Annotated in this window: 12 protein-coding genes; 7 read left to right on the forward strand and 5 right to left on the reverse strand. The window is 54.8% G+C overall.

The window, feature by feature from the left end; genetic code table 11:
- Window positions 1-121 precede the first annotated feature (121 nt).
- Window positions 122-952: a hypothetical protein gene (locus LBW87_RS16820; RefSeq protein WP_225202618.1), complete on the reverse strand. Its 831-nt coding sequence runs from the start codon at window positions 950-952 to the stop codon at window positions 122-124.
- A gap of 254 nt (window positions 953-1,206) precedes the next feature.
- Here LBW87_RS16820 and LBW87_RS16825 point away from each other — a divergent pair, with 254 nt between their 5' ends.
- Window positions 1,207-1,551 (forward strand): helix-turn-helix domain-containing protein, encoded by a 345-nt coding sequence (locus LBW87_RS16825; RefSeq protein ID WP_225202619.1) that lies wholly within the window; start codon window positions 1,207-1,209, stop codon window positions 1,549-1,551.
- A gap of 102 nt (window positions 1,552-1,653) precedes the next feature.
- A complete protein-coding gene (locus LBW87_RS16830; RefSeq protein ID WP_225202620.1) occupies window positions 1,654-1,920 on the forward strand; it encodes a helix-turn-helix domain-containing protein in 267 nt (88 codons plus the stop codon).
- Between the two features lie 19 nt (window positions 1,921-1,939).
- On the opposite strand, the gene LBW87_RS16835 is transcribed toward LBW87_RS16830, so the two are convergent.
- Window positions 1,940-5,053 (reverse strand): hypothetical protein, encoded by a 3,114-nt coding sequence (locus LBW87_RS16835; RefSeq protein ID WP_225202621.1) that lies wholly within the window; start codon window positions 5,051-5,053, stop codon window positions 1,940-1,942.
- 5 nt (window positions 5,054-5,058) lie between these two features.
- On the reverse strand, window positions 5,059-6,891 hold the full coding sequence (locus LBW87_RS16840; protein WP_225202622.1) for a hypothetical protein: 1,833 nt from the start codon (window positions 6,889-6,891) through the stop codon (window positions 5,059-5,061).
- A gap of 859 nt (window positions 6,892-7,750) precedes the next feature.
- On the opposite strand from LBW87_RS16840, the gene LBW87_RS16845 reads away from it, so the two are divergent.
- Together LBW87_RS16845 and LBW87_RS16850 are read left to right on the forward strand one after the other, a co-directional pair.
- Window positions 7,751-8,251 carry a hypothetical protein gene (locus tag LBW87_RS16845; protein WP_225202623.1) on the forward strand — a complete coding sequence of 167 codons (501 nt, stop codon included), beginning with the start codon at window positions 7,751-7,753 and terminating at the stop codon, window positions 8,249-8,251.
- A 280-nt stretch (window positions 8,252-8,531) separates the two neighbouring features.
- Entirely contained in the window at window positions 8,532-8,903 is a 372-nt protein-coding gene (locus LBW87_RS16850) for a hypothetical protein (RefSeq protein WP_320442739.1), read from the forward strand.
- A 50-nt stretch (window positions 8,904-8,953) separates the two neighbouring features.
- On the opposite strand, the gene LBW87_RS16855 is transcribed toward LBW87_RS16850, so the two are convergent.
- Window positions 8,954-10,954, reverse strand: coding sequence for an OPT family oligopeptide transporter (locus LBW87_RS16855; protein ID WP_225202624.1), 2,001 nt, complete (start codon window positions 10,952-10,954; stop codon window positions 8,954-8,956).
- A 180-nt stretch (window positions 10,955-11,134) separates the two neighbouring features.
- Between LBW87_RS16855 and LBW87_RS16860 the strand changes: the two genes are divergently transcribed.
- The 3 genes from LBW87_RS16860 to LBW87_RS16870 all read left to right on the forward strand — a co-directional run bounded on the left by LBW87_RS16860 (window position 11,135) and on the right by LBW87_RS16870 (window position 12,507).
- On the forward strand, window positions 11,135-11,503 hold the full coding sequence (locus LBW87_RS16860; protein WP_225202625.1) for a hypothetical protein: 369 nt from the start codon (window positions 11,135-11,137) through the stop codon (window positions 11,501-11,503).
- Window positions 11,503-12,054: a hypothetical protein gene (locus LBW87_RS16865; protein WP_225202626.1), complete on the forward strand. Its 552-nt coding sequence runs from the start codon at window positions 11,503-11,505 to the stop codon at window positions 12,052-12,054. Before LBW87_RS16860 ends, LBW87_RS16865 begins: the two co-directional genes overlap by 1 nt.
- 108 nt (window positions 12,055-12,162) lie before the next feature.
- Window positions 12,163-12,507 (forward strand): DUF1840 domain-containing protein, encoded by a 345-nt coding sequence (locus LBW87_RS16870; protein WP_225202627.1) that lies wholly within the window; start codon window positions 12,163-12,165, stop codon window positions 12,505-12,507.
- Between the two features lie 110 nt (window positions 12,508-12,617).
- Here the strand turns inward: LBW87_RS16870 and LBW87_RS16875 are convergent, their stop codons facing one another.
- A complete protein-coding gene (locus tag LBW87_RS16875; protein WP_225202628.1) occupies window positions 12,618-13,823 on the reverse strand; it encodes an MFS transporter in 1,206 nt (401 codons plus the stop codon).
- Between the last annotated feature and the right edge of the window lie 170 nt (window positions 13,824-13,993).

Consider the following 13,993-nt stretch of genomic DNA (forward strand, 5'->3'; position numbering starts at 1 on the left):
ATTCATACGTGGCCATAGGGAAGAAGTGGGCCGGTATGCATTAGCGTGAAAGCCACTCACTGCATCCCCCCCTGGTGAGCCCTTGCCTGATTCAAGTCACGCATCCTTCGTCAGCCCAAACTCAACCACCGGCACGTTCCAAGACCGGAGCTTTGGCAAAATCGCGCGCAAAAGCATACTTATGGGCTTGTGAAACCAGAGACGTATTCAGTGCGGCAACGTCCATGAAGGTAAGGGTGCGGTTTGGCTCGTTTGCTATCAACCAGATTGAAGGTGATACCGGTATGCCCATTCCTTCGCTGAAGCTATCTGGGACGATGAACTCGCCCTCTTGCGCCCGCCATATTCCCCACGAAGGAACCTCACTACGCCGGCGGTACATCCGCCGGCCGTACATATGAATGCCGGCAATCACGCGGCCAGACATTTTCCCGTCAGGGCCAACAAACGAAACATAGTTGCTTTCCAACTGCTCTTGCTGGTCAATAGTCAAGTTGTTCGCAGTTGTGCCCGGGAACGTTACGTCTTCAAGCGGGGTGATATGAGCCTTGTACCGCTCATTCATAAGGTCCCAAAAATCCACTGCCACCATGTTCATTGATGCGTCCAGCTCTTGCACCTCGCCAGAGACTACTTGGTCGGCCAATTTCGCAAAGTCATCTTCAACCCCTTTGCCATCCAGTTTTTCTGCTTTCTGGTCCCACGCACGATATGCGCAAAAGATTTCGTGTTTGGTACTGACTCGAAAAGGGTTCGGATTGCTAATGAGTATCACATGAACAAAATCAGCAACAGCAAACCTTTCCAGCCCTTTCTTCGGAAAGATATGCTGGTTCTTCGTCAGACCGTGGGGGTTCCCTTTCTGTACCGGCGCCTGCTTCTTGCGAGATTGGCTAGTCATGGTGTCGAAATTGTCATGGCAATCCTGATATTGGAACAGATTTCGTCTCATACCCGAGATTTCTCTCGACGCAGGTGCACCTCCCTGTACCCGCTATACCCAATTATCTGAATACAGATAATTATCCGAACTCGGTATAACGCGGTATAGCGCTGCCCCCAACCTAGCATTCAGCAGCGAGCCTCCTACAATAGGCTCGAGAGAAGGGGAATGGCGGTGGAGCATCGGCGCCATTATTCCCACTTACGAGACCCAATTGCCTTGGCGCCGCCATACAGCGTCATTAATCACTAAAGGTGGGAATTATGGGAAGGATGATAAAGACTGCGGAAGAAGAGAGTCATCCGCACGCATCGAGCATGGAGGCGTTGGGTCGAATACTGCGGCACCGCCGAACGAGCGGCGGCATCAAACTGATTGACGCCGCAGACCAACTCCGCATTTCCAAGAGTACGCTCTCTAGATTGGAAAACGGGAAGTCGACGAACATCGAATTGCTGTTCACCGTGCTTGAAGGATTAGGCCTGAATCTCCTTGTGACCGACAAGGCGGAAACCAGGGAAGCGCTCGAGGCCGTCCAACTCTGCCGTGATGCGGATGAAGATGTGAAGCTTGCCCGCGCTCACGGCAAGACATGGCCATTAAAGTAGGATATTTCGATTAAATCCTACTTTGTTGCGCATCACTGAACTGAGATTCCAGAGACATATATGCGAAATCTAGGAGACATCGCCACTCTCATGCGCGATGCAATGAAAAAGCAGAAGGTAACGCAGCAGGACCTGCGGGAACGTGCCGGCATTGCCAGAAGGACGCTGACCGGAGTTCTTAGCGGGGAATCGGATTACAAGGTCACCACCTTGATGGCGGTACTCGACCGCCTGGGCTACGAGATGGCCATCGTGCCCAAAGCGGCCGTGCACGCACTTCCAACGGAGTGGGAGCCCACTGAGCCGGCGGTCAAGACGAAAGTGCAGATTGCGATTGAAAGACTCGCATCACAAAAAAATACCTCTTAGCAAATCTAACTCTCTGAACTTATCGCCCTAGTTCGAGCAACTTGAACTCGTCACCAAGAAAGGCAAACTTATGCATGAACAGCCCTGCAATCTTCGCGTCGGCGGTCGCGAAGAATATTTGCCTATCAGAGCTCAAAACCAAATTCCGAAGGTAGTCCAAGAATGACAATGCATTCAAATCGTCAACCTGAGAAATCGGGTCATCTAACATAATCACCTTCGGACCATTAGTTACCATCGCATTCATAGCTAGAAACATCGATAAAGCGTAGGCCGCACGTTGCCCAGTGCTAATCTCGTTGAGAGTTACGGGCTTGTTGTCGTCTCGCCGAACCAAAGGAGCAGCGGCATCGTCAGCGATACGATATTCAGCTGGAATATGGATGCGATTAAAAACAGTTCCTGCCACTTTATGAGTGGCCTTTATAACGGCTGCAGTTGAGTTCTCCAGCGAATCACGAGCAATAATAGGTTCAAGACCATCACGAGCAATTTTAAGTCTTTGAATCGCTTGTTCGACCCCATCTAACGATGCTTCATGGTTACTTCTATCTCGGAGCAAATCAGATATCGCATCCATATACTTTTTGTCTCGCTCGAATAGACTAATAGTATTTTTCGCTGAAAGAACGGCTGAACTAATGGTGGCCAACGTCATCTTCAAATCTGAATCCTGACTTATTGCAATCTCAGAAAATACTTCTTCAATCGATGCCATTGCCAGGATAAGTAACGTAATTCGTTCCTTCAAATTACCGGCAAGGCCGTTGGCTGGCGAATTAGTAGTAAGCCCGGCTGACTCAAAATGCTTTTGAATTTGTTTTCTTTTTAGGGCACTTATTTCATCAAGCTCAGACAATTCTTTTTCAATATCTTCACTCATTTTTTGGGCGCGCAATCGAGCAGCTCGCAAATCGAGCTGCTGCGACTCATCCAAAATACGTCCATCAATTGGCAGGCATAGCTCGGTTAGTCTCTCCACAGTTACGCCTAGTTCTCCAAGAGATGCGAGCACGGTGTTTATATCAAAGTTTTCCGCCAGAAGCTTAGTCCTTTTCACACTAAGTCTATTGGCCTCTTCAACAGTTTGCGTAACGGTCACTTTTGAAGTATCGACTTCACGAGCCAGACAGAACGAACGCAAGGAATTCAATAGCTCTAGTCTCTCGACTGCATTGTTAAAAGATTCGCGCTCAGCTTCGACCTTTTGAGCTGTGGCACGTAAGTCCTCCTCCCCAAAGAAAGTCACATCCAAGCGCATCCTCTCAGCAAGCTCTCCATAAGCAAAATTCGTTCTACAAAGCGGGCATTGGTCATCACTATGCTGATGCTCAAGTACGAAGGACGCTGCTTCGAACAATCGCGAAATTTCTTGCTGAAGTCGTGACTTAGTCTTACTCAGGGTATCGAGTGAACCTTGGAATTCTGCCAAACTCAATTGATGATGGTTACACTGCTCTTCGACTTCCGCTATGGCCTGCTTGATAGAAAGAGAATTGAAAGTGCTTATGCTAAGAGTCTTTAGGTCTCCACGCGGTAGCCTGCTAAAGGCCAAAGAGTCCTCTGCAAAAGCTTTCTCATTCTCCGCCAAACTGTTGCGCAGATTAACCAATTCATCCGCCGACTTTAAGTCAATTTTGTCAATTTCTTGAACACGGTTGTGCGCGCCAGCATATTCAACAACCAGTAATTTCGCCATCTCATAGTTCGCGCGCTCATCATCGAGAAGTTCGTCTATCACTTTGCTAATAGGGGTCAATCTTTCATACTCATCTCTTATAGCAGTCTGAGTTACCGAAGATTGCATCCACTCGAGCTGCCTGATAATTCCTAAATTGCCGGCAACGCGCACAAGGTCATCAACATCACCTTCCTTCAGGTCATCGATGGATTTTGGAGATTTTTTCCAACCGAGCTTATTTAATTCCTCCTCCAATATGCTGAAAGCCGCATCAGACTCTACAGGAGCATCAGTAGCGGATGATATTTGCTCTTCCACGACTTTCAGGTTCGCACGTATGGTTTCAGCTGTAAGTTTCTGTACGCGAAGCTCTTCAATAATGTCCCGGTTAACTTGGTTTATACGCTTCCAAACCTCGGTTACTTCGTGTCCACTCAACAAGTCTGCGAGACTTTCGGCGTCGCTTTTTATGCCGCGACGTTGAATTCCACTTAGCAAAGAGAGCTCTGCGGCGGCGTCGGTATTTAGAAAATTGAATCGCGCAAACTGATTTTTTAGGAAATTTTCGTTGCCTTTGTCATTTGTCCCATACCAGCGTCGCTGGCGAGTTCTAAAGTCGTTGGAGTCTTGAACACTACTTGTAACAACGACCTCTCCCGATTTTAGGCGCGCTTCCACTGTGATATCTTGCGCAAGCTTCGACCGACGGTTTTGACCGCAAAAAAGAAATTCTAGGCCCTCCATAAACGACGTCTTGCCCACACCGTTTGCGCCGAAGAGCAAATTCACTCTCCCTAGGTCATCAAAATCTACTGATGCCAAGTTTCGTCCGAATTTCTGGAGATTTAAGGCAGATAAATGACTTGAAACTAGCGCCGAAGCTGTCAACAGACCTGTGTCTCGTTTGCTACGTGAGGTTGTTCTCGTCTGCCCGCCAGAAACTGTCTTGACGATTTCGCTAATGGGACGGTCAGTTGATATGACTTCAGAAAGGCCAAGCAGGTCTAATTTTTCCGTCCACGTTTCTAGGACGTTTCCAACTTGAATCTGACGCGTACTGGTGGCGACGGAATCCAACTCTGCCAAAACTTCATCGAAATCCTCTTCCGAGATAATGAATTTCCGTGCATAGCTTCTGTTTGCTTCAATAGCTCTCTTCTTTATATTGAAGCCGTCACTATTTTTCACATCACCATTAACGACAAAATACAAATAGTTATTCCAACGAAGGTCAGAGGCATTACGTTCGTCGAAATAGCTGTGACCGACCACTCGGTCAAGATACTTGCTCAGCTCTCCCTCAGTGTGAGGCAGACTATTTGTCACATCAAAAACGTATGCAGCAAACTCAAGTTGATTACGCTTTCTGACGCCGCGATAGATACCTTCTGACACGTCTGTGACGCCTTGGAATTTGACACCGATTTTCTCTCTAGCTACCTGAAAGTCCATGGTTCTCATTGTTGTTCTCTAGTAAGTGGCGACGCTAGTGGATTTGTGAAATCGGGCGTAGAGGAGTTGAGCGGCTGCGCGTAAGATAAATAATGCGGATTTCTATATGCGACCGTTTTTGTATCATCTACATATAGAAGGCAATATCGCGACGCGGCTCTAGCCTGGTGCTGACGGACTAAACTTCGCATGTCCAAATCTGACAGAACACGGTCCGGCTCAGCGATTTCCCCCGCCACAATCTTTCGCATTTTTTGGTCGACTATATCCAAAATCGACGTATCGAGAACCTCTCCCAAATACACGACGGTAGCTAAGGTGCTATCACTTGCTTTGATGTTCCGGTGCTGATGCGGACTTGGCGGAGAAACGAATTCAAAACCTTCGTTCAAGAACTGCAGTTCCACTGGCCACTCGTAGTTTCTATTTTGTAGACCGGCTAAGACTATTGCAGCCTTCAGTCTATTCATTCTGAACATTCTGCCTTCAGGGTCCTGAGCGAAGGTAACCCTATTGATGAATTCGTCCTCTCCAATACGAATCGAATCTATGTTCTGAATCGCGTGCCACTCCGAGCCGCTATCCAATTCCCCTGCAGTAACAGCTAGTGTCCGCTCTAACCCCAAGGGAGAATCCTCATGAAGTTTGACGATATCTGCATATCGGTCCGCCGCGGCCCCTAGAGAAGCCTTGAAGCCATCGTTCGGTAAATCGCGGGGATGAATCGCTTCAGTCCAGGTATTGTTGGACCATACGAAAGTCTTAAGTGCTTTAGGTCCGGTTCTCCTAGACCTAGCCTTAGGAACAGCATGATGAAAAACTTTCGTCGCCTGAAAGAAGAACACGCGCTCACGGTAGTCAAATTGCAATACGTGCGTTCTAAAGGGTTGATGTCGTGTGTAGTAGACGCCAGCACCATGGTTTGCCTTTACTGTCCGCTCAGAGGCATCGAACTCTGGGGCACGGGTGTACCAGCATGAGCCCCCAATATTCCTCCAGGACGTAAATGCCCCATCCACACGGTCCGTCGACTGAATATTCTCTGCCCAATTCAAACAAAGGAGCTCAGTATCGGCATCTAGTTCATACAAATACTGGCGATATCTCTTGTAAGAAATATGCCTAGGATTGTTATTTAGCTGAATATGTAAAAGGAGAAGTCGGTCATGAACAGCGGCGCAAATCGCCTGATTGAAGTCAAACACATCTGAGCAAATTAGCGTGATTAGACTAACTTCATTGGCACGTCCAAATCGATACACATAACGTCCGCGCATCATGCCGATTGCTTCGGTGTTAGCTGCGTCTCCAGATGGAGCGGTCTTGTATTGAACAATCATCACGAGCGCGGGCTGAGCATTTACAACTGCGCGTGTTTGAAAGAGATAGACAAGCGGATTTCGATAGCTCTGGGTAGTCAGCTCTTCAACGGACGATTCGTCATCAATAATGATGACCTGTCCGTTTAGAGCTTCACGTATCTCATTGAGCTGACCGAATCTCAAACTTTCACATCCAAGTACCCAGAGCTGGCCGTTTCCGGGAACGACACCGTTATCAATGGCTCTCTTCAGCGCATTCCAGGGCATGCTGTATTCCGGACACACCACCAAGTCGGGACTCGGTGCCAATGCAGAAGCATGACGTAAAAACTCATACATCTTCCGCTCTGACTCATTGTGGCGCGCGTTCCCGATGAAATCGGGCTTTATGAGAATTTTCCCCTCAGGCTGAATAAGCAATGCCGTGTACTGTGCTTCAGTCGCTTGCAGTACATTCAAATTTGGATGCTCTAAGCCCTGCGCAGCTAGTATTTCTGAAATGGAAACAACGTCCAATCTTGCCCCCCACCAATATCACTGTTTGGTTGCCACTTTTGCTCAATGATACATCGGACAAACAGTAATGTTGACAGGCCCCGCTACTCGTCGCTCATTACAACTTGCAGCAGAAAATAGAACTACAAGGCCCACTATATTGAGCACTAATGAGAGATTTAATAGATAAAGCTCATGAATCTGAAGCCTAAGTTGGCAACCTAGGGTGAAGTCTGTAGTCTGTACGGAACTCGGGAAACGCCTCCGGGCACGCTCGACTCGCTAACAGCTGGCAGCAAACGAAAGTGGAAGCATTGGATGCAACTACGACTAGACATCGCGTAAGTAAGCCATCCTTGAAATAAAAGAAAACACCCTCTTCAGGGCAAAATATGAAAGTATAGCTATACGTATAATGTTAATTCGTATATATGCCTCCGCGTCCCCGCGCCATCTGGCAGCTCCCTCCGTCGACCCAATCTGCCCTCGAAAAGCTTGGCGCAGACCTCGCAGTCGCCCGCCTGCGCAGGAAGGAGTCGCTCAAGGTCTGGGCCGGTCGTATGGGCGTCTCAATCCCCACCCTCCAGCGCCTCGAGGCCGGCGACCCAACAGTGAGCGTCGGCATCCTAGCCACCGCACTGTGGCTCCTCCGGCGAGACCATGAACTGGCGCAGTTGGCGAACCCTGAACAAGACCTGGGCGCCATTGAGCGAGACGTCCGTAAGGCGATGGAGCTAGGTAAAAAGCGGGCGAAAGCCTCGGCTGAGGCACGTGCTGGGCGTCAGCGGAAAGATGAAACAACGGATACTGGCGCCGACGACGGAAAATAAGGGTAGCCAGGACTTGACCGGCACCCACTCCGTTGGAGTAGATTCATCTGATGAACACCAGAGTCAAAGATGTCGTCGCCAAGCTATACCGTCCACCTCCACAAGGCAGACGGATATTCGCGCTGGGTAGAGGTGACGCTGAACGGATACCTCTGATACGCGGTGTGGCCATGATTTCCATCACGGCGCCAGAAAAAGGCCCAGCCCAGCTACCGGAGTACGAGCACCTGTTGAGGCTCAGCTTCGCAGACGTCGATTTCCTTGGCGAGCTCTCCGCGCGGGCAGCTGAAAAGCTTCCGGACGCCATGACCAAGGAGGATGCGGAGGGGATTCTTGAGTTTGTGAAAGCGCTTCCAGAGACTGTACACACCTTAGTGGTCCACTGCGAAGGCGGATTTTCCAGGTCGGCCGGCGTTGTAAAGGCATTGAAGGAACTGTACGGGTACGAGGCTGAGGATTCCAGGCTCGTGCAGGCCAATCCCAGTGTGATGAAAACGCTCCTTGCAACAGCAAAGAGCGTCGAAAAGAAGAAAGAACGCAAGAACGGTTAAGCAGTGAACGAATTGCGCCGAAAAACATAAAAAAGCCACCTGGGGATGCACCTCACATCTCGCTATACGCAACGTAGGGCAATACAGCGAACCAAGCGCCGAATAGCCGAAAAATCGGGCTATTCGGACACAATTCGCAGTTCAGTACAAAAATCAGCGCAACTGTGACGTTTTCGGCCGATTTTTTATTAAGCTCACGCCCCTTAAGTCTGTGATTTATTTCGTTTTAGGCGTTAGCTTAATTTTGGTGATGTCCAATCAGGGAAGAATTTCAGGCCCGATGCTGGATCGCATCGATATGCAGGTGTTGGTCGGCCAAATACCGGCGGCGCAGTTGTCGACTGCTGCTACCGGTGAAGATTCGGCAACCATCGCCGCGCGCGTGGCGACCGCGTTTGAACGGCAACTGCAACGACAGGGAAAACCTAACAGTTTGCTGGGCACGCGCGAGATCGATCAGCATTGCCGTCCGGACGAAGCAGGGGAGGCCTTGCTGCAACGGGCCATGGAAAGACTGGACTGGTCGGCGCGGGCTTATCACCGGGTGTTGAAGCTGGCGCGCACGATTGCCGACATGGGAGACGCGCCCCGGGTGGAGCGGGTCCATGTGGCTGAGGCTATTCAGTATCGGCGGGCGTTGCGGGAGAGGTAAGCTCATTAACGGACTTAAGAAGGATGCCTCGGCCCGCCGGAGCAGCCTGATCAGGCTGCCAGCACCCGCCGCCCGATCAGCCACAAAATCAACGCAAAGACCAGCAACCCCAGCCACTGCCCGACCTGCTCAAAACTCCCCCCAGCCAGTGCCAATGGCGCATTACTCCCGGTAATGCCGATCACGCCAGCCAGCAACACTCCCACCAGGCTTTCACCCACGATCAAACCCGACGCCACCAGAATGCCGCGCTGGCGCGGCTTGGCCGCATAGGCTTCGGGTTCGACGCCAAGCGCCATGGCGCGACGTCGTAGTTGCCGATCGATCACCCAGCCCAGCACCGCACCAATGAAGAGCGCCGTACTCACCGTGGGCGGCAGGTAAATGCCGATGCCGACCGCCAGTGCCGGTAATCGCGCCACGCCACCTCGGCGCGCCAGCAAATGATCGATGGCGATCAGCACCATGCCCAATATCACGCCGACGAACAACATCGTCCAGTTGAGCTCGCGGGTGAATATGCCGGTGGCGATAGCCGTCATGAGCATGGCCTGGGGCGCAGCCAGCGCATGGGTCGGATCCATGTCGGGACGCGGCAGCACACCCGTGAAGCCATAGGCGTTGTACAACAGGTTGAGCACCGGTGGGATCACCATCGCCCCCACCACGCAGCCGATCAGCAAGGCCAGTTGCTGGCGCCAGGGCGTAGCCCCCACCAGGTGGCCGGTCTTGAGGTCCTGCAGGTTGTCATTGGCGATGGCGGCCACGGCAATGATGGCGGCCGTCACGAACAAGGCGATGGCAATGGCCAGCTTGCTGCCTTCAGGGGTTGCCAGCAACGAATCGACGGCGCCCGAGACCAGCAACAACGATGACACCAGGATCACGGCCACGATGCCGATGCCCGAAATCGGGCTGGCCGACGAGCCGATCAGCCCGGCCATATAGCCGCAGGCAGCCGCCACCAGAAAACCGAAGATGAAGGCAAAGGCGACCGCATACACCACCAGTGCGGCAAACAAGCCGGTCGACAACGGCGCGTCACTGAGGAAACTGCAGAACACCACCGCCAGCAACGCAATCATGGCCAGGCTGATGATGATGATCCAGGTCGGCGAGAGGTCGCGGTCGGTACGCTCGCTACTGCCCTCGGCGCGACGCGAAAGGGTAGATAGCGAAGCCTTCACACCCGCTACCATCGGCTTGAACAGCGTGACCAGCGTCCAGATCGCGGCCACGCCGATCAGGCCGGCACCCATGAAGCGCACCTGGCTGCTCCAGATGCCGGTGGCCACGCTGGCCAGCGTGGCACCGTCCGGGCGAGGCGTGACTGCGCTCAGATAAGGCACGGCGATGCCCCAGGCGATCACCAGGCCAATCAGGATGGCAATACCCGAGACGATGCCGATCATATAGCCGGCGCCGACCAGCGCCAACGAAAAGCCCAACGGCAAGCGTACGATCGAGGCGCCGGCGGCAAACCAGAGGCTGAGGCTTTCGGCGAACACCTTGAAGCCGCTGGCCACCAGGCTGAAACCGGCCGCCAACGTCCCACCGAACAGGATGTCGCGCAACCCGCGCCGGGTTTCTTCGCCGCCCCCCGCATCGGCGCTGCCGACCCGCAGGATCTCGGCTGCCGCCACGCCTTCGGGATAGGGCAGATTGCCTTGCACCACCATCACCCGCCGCAACGGCACCGAGAACATCACGCCCAGCATGCCGCCCCCGGCACAGATACCCAGCGTCTGCCAGAACGGAAAACCATGCCAGTGCCCCATCATCACCAGGCCCGGCAGAATGAAGATGATCGCCGACAACGTGCCGGCCGCCGATGCCTGGGTCTGCACCATGTTGTTCTCGAGGATATTGGCGTTGGCGAACAGGCGCAGCACTGCCATCGAGATCACCGCCGCCGGAATCGCCGACGAGAACGTCAAGCCGACCTTCAGGCCAAGATAGACATTGGAGGCGGTGAAGACGACCGTGATCATCGCCCCCAGGATCATGCCGCGCAGGGTCAGTTCGGGAAGCGGGGTAGGGTCGGACTGCATCAAGGCCTCCTGTTGTAATGGTTGTTTTCTCGCTTACCCGTTATACCGGAAGCCGGGAACTCCCACTGTCGGACAATTTCTGTTTTTTTGTGATTCCGCCCGATCAGAACAGGCGAGCTCATACCACTTTGATATGATTATTCAGCGCAGCCTGATCGCGCCTTCTCGCTGAGGATCCTGATGATTCGCTTTACCCGACTGCTGTCGCTCCCGCTCTCTTTCCCATTAGTCATGCTGCTGGCCGCGCCTGTGGCGGTGGCGCAAGGCAGCGCTAACTACCTCAATCCCTATGCCACCGATGTCAGGAAGGCCATCGCTCCCCAGCCGGGCGAGGCGCCACGTCCGGGGCTGAACCAGGGCAACAGCGAAAGCCCGGCCTGCCGTGAATTACGCATGCGCATGGACCGGGCGCGCAGCATGCCGCACGCAGAATCGCGGCCGTTGCCGTCAGATAGCGCGCGCCGTAACGGGCAGTCGGCCTATGTCGGCAGCGTCGCCGCCGATCCGCTGGCCGACGCCGAACAGCGCTATCGGAACGAATGCAACTGATGCGAACAGCAGGGCGACTGGCCGCGCTGGCCATCCTGCCGCTGCTGCTGGCGCTGGCGCTGGCGCTGGCGGCATGTTCGCCGACCTACAATTGGCGTGAAGTGCGCCCCCAGCCGGGCCACGGCGCGGATTTTGTCGTGCTGCTGCCGGCCAAACCCGCGTACTACAGCCGCCAGGTCACGCTGGACAGCCTGCGCGTCGAGATGCACATGACTGCCGCCCAGACCGATGGCATCACGTTTGCAGTGGCGACTGCCGATCTGGGCGACGCCGCCCGGGCCGCAACGACCCTCGACGCCATGCGCGACGCGCTGCTGGCCAATATCGGCGCCCAGCAGGGCTCGCCGGCGCAGTTGCCGGGCAAGCTCGAAGGCAATACGCGCACTGTCGATGTCGATGCCCACGGCGCGGCAGGCGGACGGAGCCAGCGGCTGTTGGTACGCCTGCTGGCGCGTCAGGGGAGGGTGGTTCAGGTGATGATGATGGGCGACGAAAAGTCTTTCAACAATGACAATATTGAAACCTTTTTCGCCTCTTTCAAACCAAGTTGAATGGCCCACCAGCGGATGACAGGACTTCAACCGCCGCAGTATCCTAGTAGGCCGTTGCCGATGGTTGGCCGGAGCAACATTTTTAGCAATCAAAGACCCTGAGGAAATATGCTGATTACATTCAAATCAAAAGCGGCCGCCGATGTGGTGATGTACGAGTCGCACGCCAAACCGATTCTCGACCTGCTGCACAAGGACGCTGCCCGTGGCGTCATCTCCGCGACCGAGGCGGGCAATGCGGTGGCTTTGCTCGAAAAGCAGATTGTTGCCAGCAAGAACCACGAAGCGGTTGAAGCGTTGGAGCGCGATATTCACGCCCATCACAACGACGCCCACGATGATCACAACCACGAAAGAATCGAGCCGGTCACGTTTTCGGCACGCGCCTATCCGCTGCTGGACATGCTGCGCGAAGCGCAGAAGGGCAATCACGACGTGCTGTGGGGCGTCTGATCACCGAATAACCAATAACGGCGCCGTCCGGGCGCAGCTGTAAAAAAGGCCGACGCGATCATCCACCGCGTCGGCCTTTTTTTCGCCCGAGTCTGCGGGAATGCTCCGTATCAGCGGGGTGAGCGCAGCTCCGTGAGGTAGTACAGCAGGGCAATGCACGGGAACGCAAAACCCAGCCAGCTGGCGCCGGACCAGCCGGCCTGGGCGTAGATCCAGCCTCCCAGCGCCGAACCGGCGGCCGCACCGGCGAAGAAAGTCGCCATGAAGAGGCCATTGAGACGGCTGCGGATCTCGGCGCCCAGCCCATAGATGGCGCGCTGGCTCAGCACCAGGTTGGCGGCCACCGCCAGGTCGAGCAACAGGGAAGTCACCAGCAAACCGGCCAGCGACCACTCGCGGCCGACCGGCACCAGGTGCGGCACCAGAAAAGACACCGCTGCAGACAGCAACGCGGTGCCCGTCGCAGGGCGGCTCCAGCCACGATCGGCAATCCGCCCGGCCACTGGCGCGGCGATCACGCCGATCACGCCGGACAGGGCAAACAGGGCGATCCCACGCTGCGACAGGCCCAGCTCGGGGCTGGCCAGCCATAACGGCGAGGCGGTCCAGAACACGCTGAAGGCGGCGAACAGCATGGCGTGATAAAACGACCGGCGACGCAATATCGGCGTGGTGCGCATCAGCGTCCACATCGATGCCAGCAATGCGCCGTAGTGCATGCCCGCCGGTGGCTGGCGACGCGGCAGGTAACGCGCCAGCACCACCATCAGTGCCGCGACCATCACGGCCGATATGGCGAAGATGGCGTGCCAGCCGAACAGGTCGGTGACCAGGCTGGCCACCGGCCGCGCCAGCAGGATGCCCAGCAACAGCCCGCTCATCACATTGCCGACGGCCCGCCCGCGCGTGTGCGGCAGCGAGAAATGCGCGGCATACGGCACCAGCACCTGGGCGCCGACGGTGCTCAGACCGATCACCGCCATCGACGCCAGCAACTGCGGCGCGCTGTTGGCCAGGGCCGCACCCACCAGCGCCAGGCAGGTGACTGCCAGCCCGCAGAGCACCAGGCGCCGGTTCTCGAACAGATCGCCCATGGGTACGATGAACAACAAGCCCAGGCCGTAGCCGACCTGCGTCAGCGTTACGATCAGGCCTGCCGCTGCCGGCGAGATGCCGGTGGCGGCGCTGATCGGGCCGACCAGGGGCTGGGCGTAGTAGAGATTGGCGACAATGATGCCGCAGGCGCTGGCCAGCAGCATCACCATCCAGCGCGGGATGTCCTGGGGCAAGGGCGATTCGAGTGGGACGGCTTGCATGTGCGATGTCGGCCCGGCTGCGACCGCCTGTTTCAAAGGCAGCCACTGTAGCCGAAGCGGCTGATTTCTGCCGATGCCCGACAAACCAGGCCGATAACGTGGCTTTCATGACAATGTCCAGCTGATCGATTGGTGCTGGCGCACGGGTCGCTGGTACACTTGCGCTCTTC

Origin of the sequence: Herbaspirillum sp. alder98 (assembly GCF_020179755.1) — a bacterium.
Lineage (GTDB): Bacteria > Pseudomonadota > Gammaproteobacteria > Burkholderiales > Burkholderiaceae_D > Herbaspirillum.

Excerpts from the sequence above, each read along its gene's own strand:
- LBW87_RS16820 (WP_225202618.1), bottom strand. The coding sequence starts at position 952 with ATGAGACGAAATCTGTTCCAATATCAGGATTGCCATGACAATTTCGAC.
- LBW87_RS16825 (WP_225202619.1), top strand. The coding sequence starts at position 1,207 with ATGGGAAGGATGATAAAGACTGCGGAAGAAGAGAGTCATCCGCACGCA.
- LBW87_RS16830 (WP_225202620.1), top strand. The coding sequence starts at position 1,654 with ATGAAAAAGCAGAAGGTAACGCAGCAGGACCTGCGGGAACGTGCCGGC.
- LBW87_RS16835 (WP_225202621.1), bottom strand. The coding sequence starts at position 5,053 with ATGGACTTTCAGGTAGCTAGAGAGAAAATCGGTGTCAAATTCCAAGGC.
- LBW87_RS16845 (WP_225202623.1), top strand. The coding sequence starts at position 7,751 with ATGAACACCAGAGTCAAAGATGTCGTCGCCAAGCTATACCGTCCACCT.
- LBW87_RS16850 (WP_320442739.1), top strand. The coding sequence starts at position 8,532 with ATGCTGGATCGCATCGATATGCAGGTGTTGGTCGGCCAAATACCGGCG.
- LBW87_RS16855 (WP_225202624.1), bottom strand. The coding sequence starts at position 10,954 with ATGCAGTCCGACCCTACCCCGCTTCCCGAACTGACCCTGCGCGGCATG.
- LBW87_RS16860 (WP_225202625.1), top strand. The coding sequence starts at position 11,135 with ATGATTCGCTTTACCCGACTGCTGTCGCTCCCGCTCTCTTTCCCATTA.
- LBW87_RS16865 (WP_225202626.1), top strand. The coding sequence starts at position 11,503 with ATGCGAACAGCAGGGCGACTGGCCGCGCTGGCCATCCTGCCGCTGCTG.
- LBW87_RS16870 (WP_225202627.1), top strand. The coding sequence starts at position 12,163 with ATGCTGATTACATTCAAATCAAAAGCGGCCGCCGATGTGGTGATGTAC.
- LBW87_RS16875 (WP_225202628.1), bottom strand. The coding sequence starts at position 13,823 with ATGCAAGCCGTCCCACTCGAATCGCCCTTGCCCCAGGACATCCCGCGC.